13 protein-coding genes are annotated in these 15,528 nt (G+C 48.0%); 1 reads left to right on the top strand and 12 read right to left on the bottom strand.

Annotated elements, in window-relative coordinates; genetic code table 11:
- Positions 1–156: 156 nt before the first annotated feature.
- From yabN to pth, 7 genes are all read right to left on the bottom strand, one after another.
- Positions 157–1,656, bottom strand: a complete 1,500-nt coding sequence (gene yabN, locus ABEW32_RS10035) for a bifunctional methyltransferase/pyrophosphohydrolase YabN (protein ID WP_430187120.1) — start codon at positions 1,654–1,656, stop codon at positions 157–159.
- Positions 1,657–1,821: 165 nt separating this feature from the next.
- Entirely contained in the window at positions 1,822–3,480 is a 1,659-nt protein-coding gene (locus tag ABEW32_RS10030) for a putative polysaccharide biosynthesis protein (RefSeq protein WP_430187116.1), read from the bottom strand.
- A gap of 140 nt (positions 3,481–3,620) precedes the next feature.
- The gene (gene spoVT / locus ABEW32_RS10025) at positions 3,621–4,163 is read right to left on the bottom strand and encodes a stage V sporulation protein T (protein ID WP_063208355.1); all 543 of its coding nucleotides are present in this window, start codon (positions 4,161–4,163) and stop codon (positions 3,621–3,623) included.
- Between the two features lie 167 nt (positions 4,164–4,330).
- A complete protein-coding gene (locus ABEW32_RS10020) occupies positions 4,331–5,449 on the bottom strand; it encodes a peptidylprolyl isomerase (protein ID WP_430187112.1) in 1,119 nt (372 codons plus the stop codon).
- Positions 5,433–8,960 (bottom strand): transcription-repair coupling factor, encoded by a 3,528-nt coding sequence (gene mfd, locus ABEW32_RS10015; protein ID WP_430187109.1) that lies wholly within the window; start codon positions 8,958–8,960, stop codon positions 5,433–5,435. Before mfd ends, ABEW32_RS10020 begins: the two co-directional genes overlap by 17 nt.
- 134 nt (positions 8,961–9,094) lie before the next feature.
- Positions 9,095–9,325, bottom strand: a complete 231-nt coding sequence (gene fin, locus ABEW32_RS10010) for an anti-sigma-F factor Fin (RefSeq protein WP_430187106.1) — start codon at positions 9,323–9,325, stop codon at positions 9,095–9,097.
- Positions 9,326–9,411: 86 nt separating this feature from the next.
- Positions 9,412–9,972 (bottom strand): aminoacyl-tRNA hydrolase, encoded by a 561-nt coding sequence (gene pth, locus ABEW32_RS10005; RefSeq protein ID WP_430187103.1) that lies wholly within the window; start codon positions 9,970–9,972, stop codon positions 9,412–9,414.
- Between the two features lie 75 nt (positions 9,973–10,047).
- On the opposite strand from pth, the gene ABEW32_RS10000 reads away from it, so the two are divergent.
- A complete protein-coding gene (locus ABEW32_RS10000) occupies positions 10,048–10,248 on the top strand; it encodes a hypothetical protein (RefSeq protein ID WP_013368676.1) in 201 nt (66 codons plus the stop codon).
- A gap of 69 nt (positions 10,249–10,317) precedes the next feature.
- On the opposite strand, the gene ABEW32_RS09995 is transcribed toward ABEW32_RS10000, so the two are convergent.
- The 5 genes from ABEW32_RS09995 to ispE all read right to left on the bottom strand — a co-directional run bounded on the left by ABEW32_RS09995 (position 10,318) and on the right by ispE (position 15,400).
- Positions 10,318–11,271, bottom strand: a complete 954-nt coding sequence (locus tag ABEW32_RS09995; protein WP_013308125.1) for a ribose-phosphate diphosphokinase — start codon at positions 11,269–11,271, stop codon at positions 10,318–10,320.
- A 59-nt stretch (positions 11,272–11,330) separates the two neighbouring features.
- Entirely contained in the window at positions 11,331–12,728 is a 1,398-nt protein-coding gene (glmU, locus tag ABEW32_RS09990) for a bifunctional UDP-N-acetylglucosamine diphosphorylase/glucosamine-1-phosphate N-acetyltransferase GlmU (RefSeq protein WP_430187100.1), read from the bottom strand.
- A gap of 345 nt (positions 12,729–13,073) precedes the next feature.
- Positions 13,074–13,361, bottom strand: coding sequence for a septation regulator SpoVG (gene spoVG, locus ABEW32_RS09985; protein WP_007428016.1), 288 nt, complete (start codon positions 13,359–13,361; stop codon positions 13,074–13,076).
- A 163-nt stretch (positions 13,362–13,524) separates the two neighbouring features.
- Complete coding sequence (purR, locus tag ABEW32_RS09980) at positions 13,525–14,364, bottom strand: pur operon repressor (protein ID WP_430187097.1); 840 nt, start codon at positions 14,362–14,364, stop codon at positions 13,525–13,527.
- Between the two features lie 181 nt (positions 14,365–14,545).
- A complete protein-coding gene (gene ispE, locus ABEW32_RS09975) occupies positions 14,546–15,400 on the bottom strand; it encodes a 4-(cytidine 5'-diphospho)-2-C-methyl-D-erythritol kinase (RefSeq protein WP_430187094.1) in 855 nt (284 codons plus the stop codon).
- Positions 15,401–15,528: the final 128 nt, after the last annotated feature.

Below are 15,528 nucleotides of genomic sequence, written 5' to 3'. Positions count from 1 at the left end.
CCTGCTATAACAGGCGTTTTTTTATTCGACCCCAGTTAAGCCAACATCCTACTACAAAACTCTGCTCATTGGCAAGTCTGCTCAAGACGGGCGTATTTTCAACCCTGCATATGACTCATTTTACTGGCCTTTACAGCCAAAAACAAATCTAAGGAATCAATCTCTTTCGGGGAGCTTTTTCGCTTCCTGCCAGTAGGTCTCCATTTCATCTACACTGCTGTCTTCGGGACGACGCCCCTGCTCGCGTAATTTCTGCTCAATATACTGGAAACGGCTCACAAATTTGCGATTAGTGGCTGACAGCGCCTCCTCTGGATCTACGTCCATGAACCGGGCTGCATTCACGGCAACAAATAACACATCGCCCAACTCCAGCAACTGAGCTTCCACGGAATGCCCTTCACGAACCGCTTCCTTCAACTCAGCCACTTCTTCATCCAATTTGTCGAATACACCTTCAATGCTGTCCCAGTTAAACCCTACTTTAGCAGCTTTCTTCTGAAGCTTGTACGATTTCATAAGAGCAGGCAGATCACGGGGAACCCCGTCCAATACGGAAGGGGTTGCTGCCGTCGTACCTTTAAGCCGTTTTTCCTCCGCCTTCATCTGCTCCCAGTTTTGCAGCGCCTCTTCCGCATCGTTTGCTTGGTTGTCTCCGAACACATGCGGATGACGGAAAATAAGCTTATCATTCAGCCCTTGAATCACATCATATACATTAAAGGTTCCGACTTCCTCTTCCATTTGGGCATGCAACAAAACTTGTAACAACAGATCACCGAGCTCTTCCTTCATATGCTCAGGATCATCCTCATCTATGGTTTCAATAACCTCATACGTTTCCTCGATCAGATTCTTGCGGATCGATTGATGTGTCTGTTCACGATCCCATGGACAGCCTTCCGGACTGCGCAAAATATCGACAATTTCGTGCAGACGGTCGAAGGAACGCCGTTTCAGCGTCTCATCTTCACTGCGAGGTATGTATACCAAGGATAGGTTCCCGTAGCCCTCTACTCGATCCAGCTCGTACAGCGGCACCTTGTGTACTGCTTCCTGACCTTCTACTCCAAGCGCGTGGCCGACATATACCTCATAATCGTCAGGATACCGCTCCATCAAGCACAGCTTCACATCGGAAGCCGTAAAGGTGTCATATACCTGTCCGATCAGCGTATGTAACTGAGGCTGGAGCCAGCTTGCATCCAGTGTACCTGCGTCCAACAGCTGAAAACCCTCAATCGGATCAAAACCAAGCCGCACAAAAGCCTCATCCAGGAAACTTTCCCCCCCCAGGATGTTTAGCTCAATCCCTTGCGCAGGGCAACGCTCCTTGAGCAACTGCACCGCTGCTTCTGCCACCATCGGGTGACCGGGAACGGCATAGACGATTTCGCTTCCGTCTGCCGCCTTAGCAGCCTTTTCCATCAATTGGCTGGTAATTTCCTCATATACCTCTGGAAAAGAATCCTTTGTCTCATATACCGCGTCAAACGACTCAAAGCCCACTTCAAACTCATCCAGCACTTGAACCGCCGGATGTTCCTTCGTTCGCAGATAGAGCGCTGAAGCACTCCGCATTTTGTTTAATATCCCTATCGTAAGCTGATCAGGATCTCCCGAACCCAGACCTACGACCGTTAATGTTACACTCATATCCAATCCTCCGTTCCGCAAAAGCAGGATCCATGCTCCGAAAAAGTACCCGGCGCAGCCCAGCTTCCGCTTCCTTTGCCTTGGCATTTACTATACCACAAAGTTGTACAGGCTCATAAAATGGCTTGTACAGCTCTCCACACGGCGAGCTGTATCAAGGCATAGCTAAGCCAGCACACGCAGTCTGCGCAGCACGGTTGCCAGCGGGCGTCCGAGCTTGGGCACCGCCACAAGCTCGGCTTCCGAGATCAGCCTCAAGCGTACGAGGCCAATCACGAACACCACAGCGCCTGCTGCTACACCCAGCAGGCTCTCCGCTGCTGCCGTGGCGCGGCCTTCGACAGCCCACCCCAAGGCACCTAGCACAGCACTGGTGCCCCACATCGCCGCCCCGGCTGCAATAGCCAGGGCGATCAGCAATGCCGCCGGTTTGAGCACACTGGCGGACCAGCTCCCGCGCAGCCCCACCAAGCGGGTCAGCAGCGCGATGTTGATCGCAGCCGCCAGCAGATAGGCGACAGCTCCCGCAATGGCGGCTCCAGCCGTGCCTAGCTGCGGCACGAGCAGCCAGTTTAGCAGCGCCTTGACCACGGCGGCCGCAAGCATCGCCAGAGCTGGCGCGCGAACCGCGCCAAGCCCTTGCAGCAACGCAGCCGAGATGATGCTGAGCGTGCCGCCTACGGCGGTCAGCGCCATCCAGCGCATAACCGCGCTGCCAGCGTCGTCTGCATACAGCATCACATTGATGGGCACGGCCAGCACGATCAAGCCTGTCGCAGCGGCTAGTCCCAGCAGCCAAAACCAGCGCAGTGATTGCTCGCACTGACGACGTGCCAGCTCCGTACCGCCAGTCACCCGAGCCTCAGCCAGCGAAGGTATGAACAATGCCGACAATGTGGTAGCCAACATCATGACCAGCTGTACTAGCGGCAGACCACGGTTATACACGCCGAAGGCCACCATAACCGCTGTATCGTCCAAGCCCTCCTGCTTTAACAAGCGAGGGACGGTAAATGTATCTACCAGGTTAATAAGCGGAACAGCTAGCGCTCCAAGGCACACAGGCAAGGCATAGCGTAGCAGTGCCTTTAGCAAAGCACTGTTGCTCTCCACTGGTTGAAGCTCACCAGTCTGTGCCTGCACTGTCGTCATGCTCCTACCTTGCTGCCTAAGCCTCCTTTGGTGGCCCCGCCAATACAACAGCATAATGACCAGGCCCGCTGCTCCACCTGCTGCTGAGCCAAACACGGCTCCGGCGGCAATGACATCTGCCCCTGCTCCCTGTGACAGCATGAACAGCAGCAATATAATCATTACGCTTACCCTTATCGCCTGCTCCGTCACTTGGGAAACAGCCGTTGGAATCATATTTTGCAAGCCTTGAAAATAACCTCTCAGTCCCGCCATAACCGGTACAAACAAAAAGGCTACCGCTGCCGCCCTCACCGATGGAATGACATGAGCATTGTCAATCCACTGGCCAATTAGTGACGCGCACGTGTACATCAGCAGCCCCAGAATCAGTCCGAATAGGCCCAATACAAGCGAAGATAGCCGGGCAACACGTTGCCCGGCTGCCCGGTTTCCCACTGCCTCATACTCAGCTACAAATTTGGATATAGCCGCTGGGAATCCAGCAGCTGCAATGGTAATGAACAGCGTATAAAAAGGATACACCGTATTATAAATGCCAAACACGCCGTCGCCGCCAATATTCTGCAACGGGATTTTTTGCAATGTGCCGATTAGCTTGCTTGCTACCGCTGCCAGTGTCAAAATGACAGCCCCTCGTAGCAGCCGCGAAGCGGCGCGATTTTCCTGCATTCTCCGTCTCCACTCCCACCTGGAATAAGCATTTTTACGAGTCTTATTATACCGTCTCTTCTCCCGGAAAGAAAAAAAACCCTGTGCAACGTTGAATGGCTTTGGCCACTCTGTACGTCATACAGGGGTGAAACGGGGATTTACTGTTCCATTTGTTTGCCCAGGAAGCCAGCGGCTGTTTCAGCCATCTTGACCTCCATTTCGGACATTTTCACATTTTCATCCTTGTTTAGCAATATAACAGCACCAATAGGATCACCACCCGAAACAATGGGAGCCGTCACAAAGGACGAGAGTGTTTCTTCGTGGTCTCGCGTCAGCTCATAAGAGCCACTGGCTGTCTCCAGCACAGTCTTGCGATTATCCATGCTACTTTCGATAATGCTACCGATCTGTTTGTCCAGAAACTCTTTTTTCGAGCCTCCAGCCACCGTAATAATGGTGTCACGATCGGTAATCATCGTAATATGGCCTGTGCTTTCAAACAGGGACTCAGCATATTCTTTGGCGAAATCACCAAGTTCACCTATAGGTGAATACTTTTTCAAAATGACTTCTCCGTCACGATCCACAAAAATCTCAAGCGGATCTCCTTCACGAATCCTCAAGGTGCGGCGAATTTCCTTTGGAATAACTACCCGCCCAAGATCATCAATACGGCGAACTATACCAGTAGCTTTCATTTCACATGTTGCCCCACTTTCTCAAGAAGAATTTTGTAAACTACTGACGGTATCGAAAGACGCTTCCACTCCCCCAGAAGCGGTCACGAAGAACGTCGCGGTCATGGTGTTTATGGTGATATCTGACCATAGTATTCATCTGTTCCCAATTCCTTATGCATGTTCAGTTATTTACCTTCGTTTGTAGCTCCATCTTTAGCTGTCCCAGCTTTGCTATCGCCCGTACCGCTTGTTGTTCCGCTAGGCGTAGTCGTGCTGCCCGCACCGGACGTTGCACCACTTTTCTCTTGCGTAGCAGGTGCCTTCGGCAGATTGATTTTCAAATCAAGCTTCGCCAAATCATTTTCGGTAAAGTTTTGAATACTTTCCCCAGCCAATTTATTTTTCAGGGCAGCCTTTTCGTTGTCCTTCAATTTATCAAATGTTGGCTCATTGCGGGATTCCACTTTGATCACGTGATATCCGTATTCTGTTTCCACGGGATCACCAATTTTGTTAATCGGTTGAGTCTCGGCAGCCTCTTTAAAAGCAGGTACCCATTGCGCTACAGATGCATTCTCATACAGCCCACCATTCGATGCGGAACCTGGGTCTTCCGAATACTTCTTGGCAATCGTTGCAAAATCTGCTCCAGCGTCCAGTTTTGCCTTTACTTCTTTGGCCAGCTTGAGAGTAGCCTCTTTTGTACGTTGTTTCTTTGTTTTTGGATCTTCGAAATTAATCAATACATGACGCACAGTTGCTGTCGTGAACTGATCTTTATTTTTCTCAAATTCCTGTTTCAGCTGATCATCCGTTACTTTATTGGTTTCGCTGTTGATTACTGTCATTACACGCGTGAAGTAATCTTTTACACCTTGTTCAGTCAGCTTTTGATCACTCAAAAATGTCTTAAACTTATCTTCGCCAACCGACTTTTTATACTGCTCCAACTGCTCGTTCCCTTGTTTGGCGCCCTCTTCCTTGGCTTTGTCGTCCGCTTTGGCTGCCAAAAGCTTGTACACTACTTCCTGCTTTACAATCTGCTCACGTACCTGATCAGACGCTAAAGCAGCCTCATATTCCGGATACAGGAATTTCATCATGCTGATTTCTTGGTTGAACTCATTTTCAGTAATCGTTCCACCCTTATAGGTCACGACAACCTTGCTGTTGTCCTTCGGCTCCTCCTTGACCTTACTTTCATCCGCTTGCTTCGTACATGCTGCCAGCACCGATATAGCCAGCAACGCTGCCATGCCCAAGGAGAGCATTCTCCAAGGTTTTCTTTTATTTAGTTGTGACATTTTGCAGTTCCTCCTTCAATGTGAATGCTTCTTTCAATTCACTCAAAAATTGCTCCAGCAGTTCTAGCAACTGTGGATCGTCTAGACCTTTACCCTTTATGCGTGCGCTCATAGAAGTACCCTGTTCAAATTGTACACGTCTTTCAAAGCGATTGCCAATCTCAGCAAGTTTGGCAGTCTGAACCGCCTGTTGGCGCCCTTCATGGAATTTCAGCAATATATTGTCATCCCGCTGCACAATGGACTCGATTCCATACATCCGTCCATATACTTTAAGTCGAGCCACAGCAAGCAAATGACGAACCGCCTCTGGCAGATCACCAAATCGATCGACCAGTTCGTCCTCCAGCTCGGAAGCCTCGTCAAAGGTGCTGACCGCTGCAACCTTTTTATAAATCTCTATCTTCTGGATGCTGTCATAGATATAATCTCCCGGCAGGTAAGCATCGACACCCAAATCAATCGATGTACTCCAATTCCGATTAGACTGATCCTCTTCTCCAAGCACAGTAACTTTACGTTTATTGATTTCCTCAGCCAGCATTTGCGAGTAAAGGTCAAAACCGACAGATGCGATGAATCCGTGCTGCTCGGCGCCAAGTAAGTTACCCGCTCCGCGTATGGACAAATCACGCATTGCTATCTTGAATCCAGATCCCAATTCTGTAAATTCTTTGATGGACTGAAGACGCTTCTCCGCCACCTCTGTAAGCACCTTATCTCGCTGGTATGTGAAATAGGCATAGGCAATCCGGTTGGAGCGACCTACACGCCCACGCAGCTGATAAAGCTGGGATAATCCCATCTTATCGGCATCATGCACAATGAGTGTATTCACATTGGGGATGTCCACGCCGGTTTCGATAATACTCGTGCTCACCAGTACGTCATATTCGCCATCCAGGAAATCCAAAATGGTTTTCTCCAACTCCGTTTCAGACATCTGCCCGTGACCTACGCCCACCTTGGCATCTGGCACAAGCGCATTGATCTCGGCAGCCATCTCCTGAATACCCTGCACGCGATTATACAGGTAATACACCTGCCCTCCACGCGCCATCTCGCGTTCAATGGCCTCACGCACTAGAGTCTGGCTATGCTCAACTACATAGGTTTGTACTGGAAAACGGTTTTCCGGTGGCGTCTCGATGACTGACAAATCACGTACACCCAGCATGGACATATGCAGCGTACGTGGAATAGGTGTAGCCGTTAGTGTCAATACGTCTACATTCGTTTTTAGCTTTTTCAGCTTTTCTTTATGCGTTACGCCAAAACGCTGCTCCTCATCGACAATAAGCAGCCCCAAATCCTTGAACACCAGATCCTGTGAAAGTAAACGGTGAGTACCAATAACAATATCAACCGTACCTTGTCGAACTCCCTTGGTCGTCTCATTCTGTTCTTTGCGCGAGCGGAAGCGGCTCAATACCTGAATATTGAACGGATACCCGGAAAAACGCTCACGGAATGTCTCATAATGCTGCTGTGCCAAAATCGTCGTCGGTACCAATACAGCCACTTGCTTGCCCTCAATAGCAGACTTAAAAGCAGCGCGAATAGCCACCTCAGTCTTGCCGTAGCCTACGTCACCGCACAGCAAACGATCCATCGGACGACTCTGCTCCATGTCCTTCTTAATTTCTTCAATAGCCCGAATCTGGTCACGTGTCTCATCATACGGGAACATATCCTCAAATTCCTGCTGCTCTGGCGAATCTTTTTCAAAAGCAAACCCTGGTGCTGACTGTCTTTCCGCATATAGCTTGATCAAATCATCCGCAATGTCCTGAACCGAGCTGCGCACCTTGCTTTTAACACGCGTCCACTCATTGCCACCCAGTTTATAAATCTTGGGTTCCTTATCCTCTGAGCCCACATACTTCTGAATCAGATCAATTTGTTCAATCGGTACAGACAGCTTATCTCCGCCCGCATAGAGGACATGCATGTAATCCTTATGGATACCGCCAACCTCCAGCGTGCCGATTCCCATGTACTTCCCGATCCCGTGATTTTGGTGTACGACATAGTCGCCTACCTTCAGCTCGCTGTAGCTCTTAATCCGCTCTGCATTGTCTACATGTCGGCCCTGCTTACGTGCTTTCCGCTGCTTCTGGGAGAACATCTCACCCTCGGTAATCACCGCCAGGTGAATAGACGGCATCTCAAAACCGCTTTGCAGATTACCGATCGCCATGGTCGGTTCATCAATACCGTAGTCTTGAAGCACTCTCCGCATCCGATCCAGACGTTCATCTCCACTCGCCAGCATCATAACCTGTGTGCCTGCCTTGCGCCAACGATCCATCTCTGCCTTGAGTACATTCATTTGACCGTGGAAATCCTGCATGCCTCGGCAAATGAAATTCAAAATATTTTGCGGCTGCGTATGTGGAACCTGACGAAGGAAGATTGATAGGAACAGGGTTTGAAATCTCCGATTATACAGCAGATTATCCGAGTTGTCCGATAGCTCCAGTTGCGGTAGAGTTTTACCGTTTTGAAGCAAATGCAGATTCCATTCAGACTCATCCCGCTCTAGCTGTCTGGCTGTTTCCAGCATCCGCGCCGGCTCATCAATGATCAGAATTGTATCTTCCGGCATATAGTCAGCCAAGGTTTTACGTTCAGGATACAGCAAGGAGATATATTTATAGATTTCATCAAAATACACATGCTCCCGCAGCAGCTCAATTTCACGATGAATTTCTTCTTTCAGATGCTGCTTGGCCTGACGATCTGTCATTTTGTCCAGCTGTTCCCCCAACAATATTGCAGCGGCATCCGCAGCCTGATCCATACGCTGGTGGTTTGCAATAACTTCCTTACACGGCGTTACAGTAACATGCTGTACCTTTTCCACCGAGCGTTGATCTTGCGGATCAAACATACGGATGGAGTCAATTTCATCGTCAAATAACTCCACACGATAGCCCCAACGGGTTGTCATTGGATAAAAATCAATAATTCCCCCGCGTACACTCATCTCTCCACGTGATTCAACACGCTCTACACGTTGGTATCCCATCTCCACCATATGCAGCAAAAACGATTCCAGCTGAATCGTTTCTCCCTCTTTCAGCTCAACACGAGCCTCACGCCATGTTTCCGGGATTGGCAGTAAACGCCGGACCCCAGAAAACGGCACGACAACAATCCCACGAAAACCCTGGGCGCATCGTATCAATACATCAATTCGTTGGGATAATGTCTCAGGACTGGATATAGCCGCTTCAGCAGCTACCAGCTCGTTAGCAGGATATAATAAAACCTGATCAGGAGAAAGCGCTTCCTGCAAATCATCTGCAATTTTTTGAGCAGCAAACATATTGTGTGTCATGACCATTAACGGTCGTCCGGTATCTTCAGCAAGTGCGGCCATCAGTACCTGTCTTGAAGAACCTGATAAACCTGATATCAGCTGTTCCTTCATGCCTGAGGATATACCTGCCGCAATAGATGCATAGTCAGCATCCTTTGTAAAAGCCTGAATAAGTGCTTGTAACAAAAAAGGCACCCCTTTATGCTTATAAATAGTTACATGTAAACCGAAAAAGAAGCCTCAGCAATGCTGCCAAGGCTCCATAAGCGGAATTGCCGCTTCACCTCTCAAGCTGGTACTACAGACCAGTTGAACACCTGTTATTGGAGCGGGTTTACGAGCAGACTCAGCTCCGGATTATTCTCCAGTGCCTGACTGCAATGCTCGCAAATGACTCTAACGGTCACTTCACCACCCGAATTATACGCTATTATATCTCTACGTTCAGCAGGGGTCAAGGAATGGAAGCCCAACCTTTCTTCGGTTATTGCAGCGGAGTCAATCCGCCCTAAGAAAGTTCGACAATGTCTGCATACATAATTAACAACCATGTAATGTATATGCCTCCTGAAAGTTTTCTATACCTTTCAGTATGTCCAACAAACTTCCATTTAAGCCCGCCTACCTGCGTCTATACTTATTTGTTGAATTCAGCCATCGTCCGCTCAAACGGATGATTCAGGCTATATTCCAAAGCATTGCACGTATCTTCTATCATTCCGGTCAATAGCTCCTTTTCCTTCTTAGGAAAGGTGCCCAGAACATAATCGACAATAGCATGTCCAGGCTCTGGACGAGAAATGCCCATACGAATTCGGTTGAAGGACTGCGTCCCCGTATGCTGAATGATCGATTTAATACCATTATGGCCGCCTGCGCTACCTTGATAACGCAGTCTTATTTTACCGACCTCTGTATCCAGATCATCGTACACAACAATCAGATCCTCCAGATCAGCCTTATAGTAGTCCATATAAGCACGTAGAGACTCGCCTGAGAGATTCATATATGTCATAGGCTTAATCAGTACCGTTTTCACGCCACCAATATGGCCCTCACCAATCAACGCCTTACATTTGCTTTGGGTAATCTGGATATTATGACGTGAGGCAAGTGCATCTAAGGCCATAAATCCGACATTATGTCTTGTTTTCTCGTATTGGGGACCGGGGTTGCCCAATCCTACAATCCACTTCATTAACCTTGACACCCTCTTTCGAAGTCTTGATTTTTTGGTAAAATAGTTGTAGTGAACAGGAAGGTGCGTGCCGATATGCTCAATCAAGGTGATATCCTCTTATATGACAGCCATTTTCTATATCATTTAAAGCATTCCGTTCCTGTGCAAATTTATGACGGGAATGTACATGTTCAAATTGGCATCGTTGCGCGTTTTAATGAGCATTTCGTCGAAATAGAGGACACACTATACAATCGTCAACGCTTTACATTCATATCTCGACCAGGATTTTAGCCTGACATGCTGATAGGGGTTACCTTTTCCATACGGAAAAAGCAACCCCTTTTTTTAATGAGCCAGCGCTTATTCGATTTCAAACAGCTTGCTGATCGACAATTCTTCATGCACACGGATGATGGCTTCTCCCATTAACGGAGCCACAGACAGTACCTTCAGCTTGCTTGTCGGATTTGGGTGAACGATCGGGATTGTATCCGTCACAACCACCTCTTTTAATGGCGAATTCTCCAGTCTTTCCATCGCAGGACCAGACAACACAGCATGTGTACAACATGCATACACATCTTTTACGCCGCCTTCTTTAAGCGCATTTGCACCCAATACAATCGTTCCGGCTGTATCAATGATATCATCAATTAAAATAGCCGTTTTACCTTCAATGTTCCCGATGATATTCATTACTTCACTGACATTGGGCTCTGGACGACGCTTATCAATAATAGCGAGCGGCGCACTCAGGAAGTCCGCCAGCTTGCGCGCACGAACAACCCCGCCATGATCGGGTGAAACGACAATCGGGTTCTCAATTTGTTTGGAACGGAAATATTGGGCCAGAATTGGCGCTCCCAACATATGATCAACTGGAATATCAAAGAATCCCTGAATCTGCATCGCATGCAAATCCATACTGATTACGCGGTGAGCCCCCGCCTTTTCAATCAGATTGGCGACAAGTTTCGCTGTGATCGGATCACGTGAACGAGCCTTACGATCCTGACGAGCATAACCGTAATATGGCATAACAACATTGATACTTTTGGCAGAAGCGCGTTTAAGTGCATCAATCATAACCAATAGCTCCATCAAGTTGTCGTTAACGGGCAGACAAGTGGACTGTACAATATACACATGGCAGCCGCGAACACTTTCCGACAGCTTAACCTGAATTTCACCGTCACTAAACGATGTGGTATGGGATTCCCCCATTGGGATTCCGATGTAGTCCGCAATCTGGTGGGCTAACTTCGGATTGGAGTTACAAGTAAATATTTTGAGTTTGGAATCGCAATAAGTCATTAATAGAAACCCTCCGTGCTGGTTCATTCATTACAGATTCAACAGCTTGCTGATTAAGGTCATTCCGATCTTTTTTTCTTCGCTTTGGCGCGCGCGCGGATTTTGTCCGCATATCCCGCTTTGTTCTCTTGACGTGGTCTGGCAATGGCCAGGTCGTTCTCAGAAACAGCATGTGTTACAGTGGAGCCTGCAACAACATAAGCACCTTTTCCAATCTTAATCGGGGCGATTAGATTCACATTGCTGCCAATAAAGGCATCGTCTTCAATTTCTGTAATGGATTTATTATATCCATCATAATTGACCGTTATTGCCCCGCAGCCAATATTTACATTTGTACCCACCTTGGCATCACCGACATAGCTCAAATGAGACACCTTGGAATGATCTCCAATGGTCGCATTTTTCACTTCTACAAAATCACCAATTTTTACATGTTCGCCAAGCTTCGCGCCTGGACGCAGATAAGCAAACGGCCCTACAGATGTACTGCTTCCCACTTCCGCTTCGTTCAACACGGAATGTTTCACTGTTGCTCCTGAGTGGATAATCGTATTCTGAATCTCTGCCTGAGGACCAATCACACAATCTTCTCCGATTTGCGTTTGACCATGCAGCCATGTGTTCGGGTACAACACTGTATCCGAGCCAATGACAACATCGCTCCCGATGTAGGTAGAAGAAGGATCAATGACAGTGACACCATTCAGCATATGTTTGCGAACAATGCGTTCGCGCATATAACCCTCAGCGACCGACAAAGCAACTCTGTCATTTACACCGATAGATTCCGACACATCATTGGTCAAATACGCCTCAACCTGCTCACCTTCGCCATGCAAAATACCAATGACATCTGTCAGGTAGTACTCCTGCTGTGCATTGGTGTTCGTTACCTTGTCCAGCGCTGCAAATAACTTGGCATTGTCAAAGCAATATGTGCCTGTGTTAATCTCACGGACAGCATCTTCCTCAGGTGAGCAATCCTTCTGTTCCACGATCTTAAGCACGGCCCCGGAAGTATCACGGATAACTCGTCCATATCCTTTCGGGTCGTCCAACTCAGCGGTCAGAATCGTAGCAGCCGCTCCGCGGCTTTCGTGCAGCTGTACCAAACCTTCCAGCGTTTCCGCTGTGATCAAAGGAGTATCTCCACAGATGACAATTGTGGTGCCCTGTTCCTGACCTAGCAGGTTCTTGGCTTGCTTGACAGCATGGCCTGTTCCCAGCTGCTCTGCCTGAAGCGCATATTCTGCCGACGGTCCCAAATAAGACTGTACCGCCTCTGCTCCGTGACCCACGACGACTACACTTCGGGACACACCGATTTCACGAACCGTGTCGAGCACATGTCCGACCATCGGTTTTCCGCACACCGGATGCAGAACTTTATATAATTTGGATTTCATACGTTTTCCCTGCCCTGCGGCAAGAATGACTGCCAACCTTTCCAACAAGTCCAACCTCCTATCCTGAAAATAACAGTTACCCCTTGGCTAAAACGTTAATTCCCAGATCAGATTTTGCTTAACTTTTCACAATCCTCCTGAAAAATAACGGCGAACCTTTGGTTAATGGCTATTTTTTCAGGCCAGCTTGTGCTGGACGTTCATTCCCGGGACGCATTTCTGCCTAGTCCCTGTCTTATGAAAAAGCCGCTTCGGCAGCCCGGATGGCTCCAAGTTGCCTTAAAACTGACTGTTAACTCACTAAAGAATATATCTCATTCCAGACAAAAAGAAAAGAGAGCCACAGTTAGTGGCTCTCTTTTTCTTTTGTACCCCAATCCTGCTTTAGGCGAATTAAGCGCCTTCTTCAATAGCAACTTCTTCATCAACAGCTGCACGTTCGTACTCGGTCAATACAGCAGCTTGAATCTTTTCACGGGTTCCTGAAGATATCGGGTGAGCGATATCGCGAAACTCTCCGTCAGGGGTCCGTTTACTTGGCATAGCTACGAACATCCCGTTATTACCGTCGATAACTCGGATGTCATGTACAACAAACTCGTTATCAATTGTAATGGATGCAATCGCCTTCATTCTTCCTTCTGAGTTCACTCGGCGGAGTCTAACATCCGTAATCTGCATGTGTGTTTCACCACCTTTTTCCAAATAGGACTTGGTGTATACATTCCACACAGCATTTCGAATTCCTTCTTTTTTTGGACAATTCGTATCCTAAATTCAGGTAATTTTTTTGAAAAAATTTCTTTTCGACATATTTAGGTATTTTATGATGAATTGTGACAATTTACTGCCCTGTTAACTCATCAAAATAATTACCCAGCTTGACTGTAACTTGCTTGCTTCGAGAATCAACTGCAGTCAGATTTGCCAGTGAAATATAATCGTGCAACAGGCGCTCTTCGTTCTCAATCTCGCCCGACTCTACCAACACACCGACACCCGCTACCTCAGCATCAAACTCAGCTAACAAATCGACCATTCCTTGAATCGTGCCACCGGCCTTCATAAAATCATCTACGATAAGCACACGCGATTTCTCACGCATCGCACGTCTGGATAAAGACATCGTATGCAGGCTCTTTTGCGATCCGGAAACATAATTAATACTTACAGCCGAACCCTCTGTTACCTGATGGTCACGCCGTACAAGCACGACTGGCAGATTGAGTTGTGCTCCGGTTGCATATGCGAGTGGAATTCCCTTCGTCTCCACGGTCATAACCACATCAATCTGACGATCGGCAAAAGCGGTAGCAAATATTTTTCCCGCTTCGTTCATCATCGCCGGTTGGCCCAGCAAATCAGACAGATACAGGTACCCCCCTGGTAATATGCGATCAGGCTGCTCCAGCTGCGCACACAAGTCGTTCGCAAACGCAAGCGCATGCTGCTTGGAGAGCCTTGGAATCAGTTTGACGCCCCCAGCCGCTCCTGCCAGTGTCAGAAGCTCGCCAGTACCCTCATCCTCAAATACTTCTTTGATTATCGCCAGATCCTCGCTTATGGACGATTTAGCTGCCCCGTATCGATCTGCAAAATGAGTAAGAGGCACCAATGTATGCGGCCGTGACAGCAAAAATTGCGTCATTTCCACCAAACGTGAGCTTCTTTTAAGTTTTTTCACAACAATTCCTCGCGATCTATTATCCTGCCGCCCGCTTCGTACAATAAAGCACCGGCGGACTGGCCGGTTGCTGGCGGAATGTAAGTGATATAGTAAAACCCGAATATTTAATAGTAAATATATCATCTTCGTACGTATTTGTACAACATTTGCCACTATAATATGAAAAAAAATTCTAAAATCAGGTCAAAAGTCGTACTGCGTATACATCTTTGCAAAAGCCTCTTAGTCCGTTATAGATCCGTGGCACTTTGGCTTCCTTAGATACCAATCCGAACACTGTGGGTCCACTGCCTGACATCAGCACGCCATCTGCTCCTAAACGGATCATGGAGTTTTTAAGATGCTCCACTTCCGGATACAGCTTTAATGTCACATCCTCCAATACATTCCCGAGGGCGTTGCATACATTAGTAAAAGAAGCATTACGAATTGCCTGCTCCATCTGCCGGGCCGAAGGATGGTGCGTAATCCGATCTGCTTTGACGCGACCATACACCTCAGCTGTCGATACATTAATCGGCGGCTTGGCAAGGATCACCCAGCATTGTGGCGGATTCGGAAGTGGCTTGAGCAGTTCTCCGCGTCCGCTCGCTAAAGCTGTGCCCCCTGTAATACAGAAAGGTACGTCTGAACCCAATTCAGCACCCAGTACTCTCAACTCCGCATCCGAGATACCGAGCTTCCACAGCTTGTTCAGCCCACGCAGTGCTGCGGCAGCATCGCTGCTTCCACCTGCTAATCCTGCCGCCACTGGAATATGCTTATCCAAATGGATATGGACGCCTGTAGACACGTTATAACGTTCCTTGATCAGACGCGCAGCCTGAAAAGCCAAGTTCTTTTCATCCAACGGTATGTATCCGGCCTGGCTTGAAATAATGATGGTATCACGTGGTAACTCGGACATCGTCAATCGGTCAGATAGATCGACCATAGTCATAATCATTTCGACCTCGTGATAACCATCGTCCCGCTTACGCAGAACATCAAGCATTAAATTAATTTTCGCCGGTGCTTTTTCATATATCTTCAAGGCGTTCACCCACCTTCAACTTTTCCCTCAAGACAGCTTAACATATTATATCAGACTCAGCCTGTCAAGTCATGAGGTTCAAAAAAGCGGAGATGCCCTGGTATGAACCCGGATATCCCCGCTTTTCA

It is taken from the genome of Paenibacillus jamilae (genome assembly GCF_050482105.1).
GTDB classification, from domain to species: domain Bacteria; phylum Bacillota; class Bacilli; order Paenibacillales; family Paenibacillaceae; genus Paenibacillus; species Paenibacillus jamilae_B.
The sequence above is the reverse complement of the archived record's forward strand: the minus strand, read 5'-3'. Positions and strand labels throughout refer to the sequence as shown.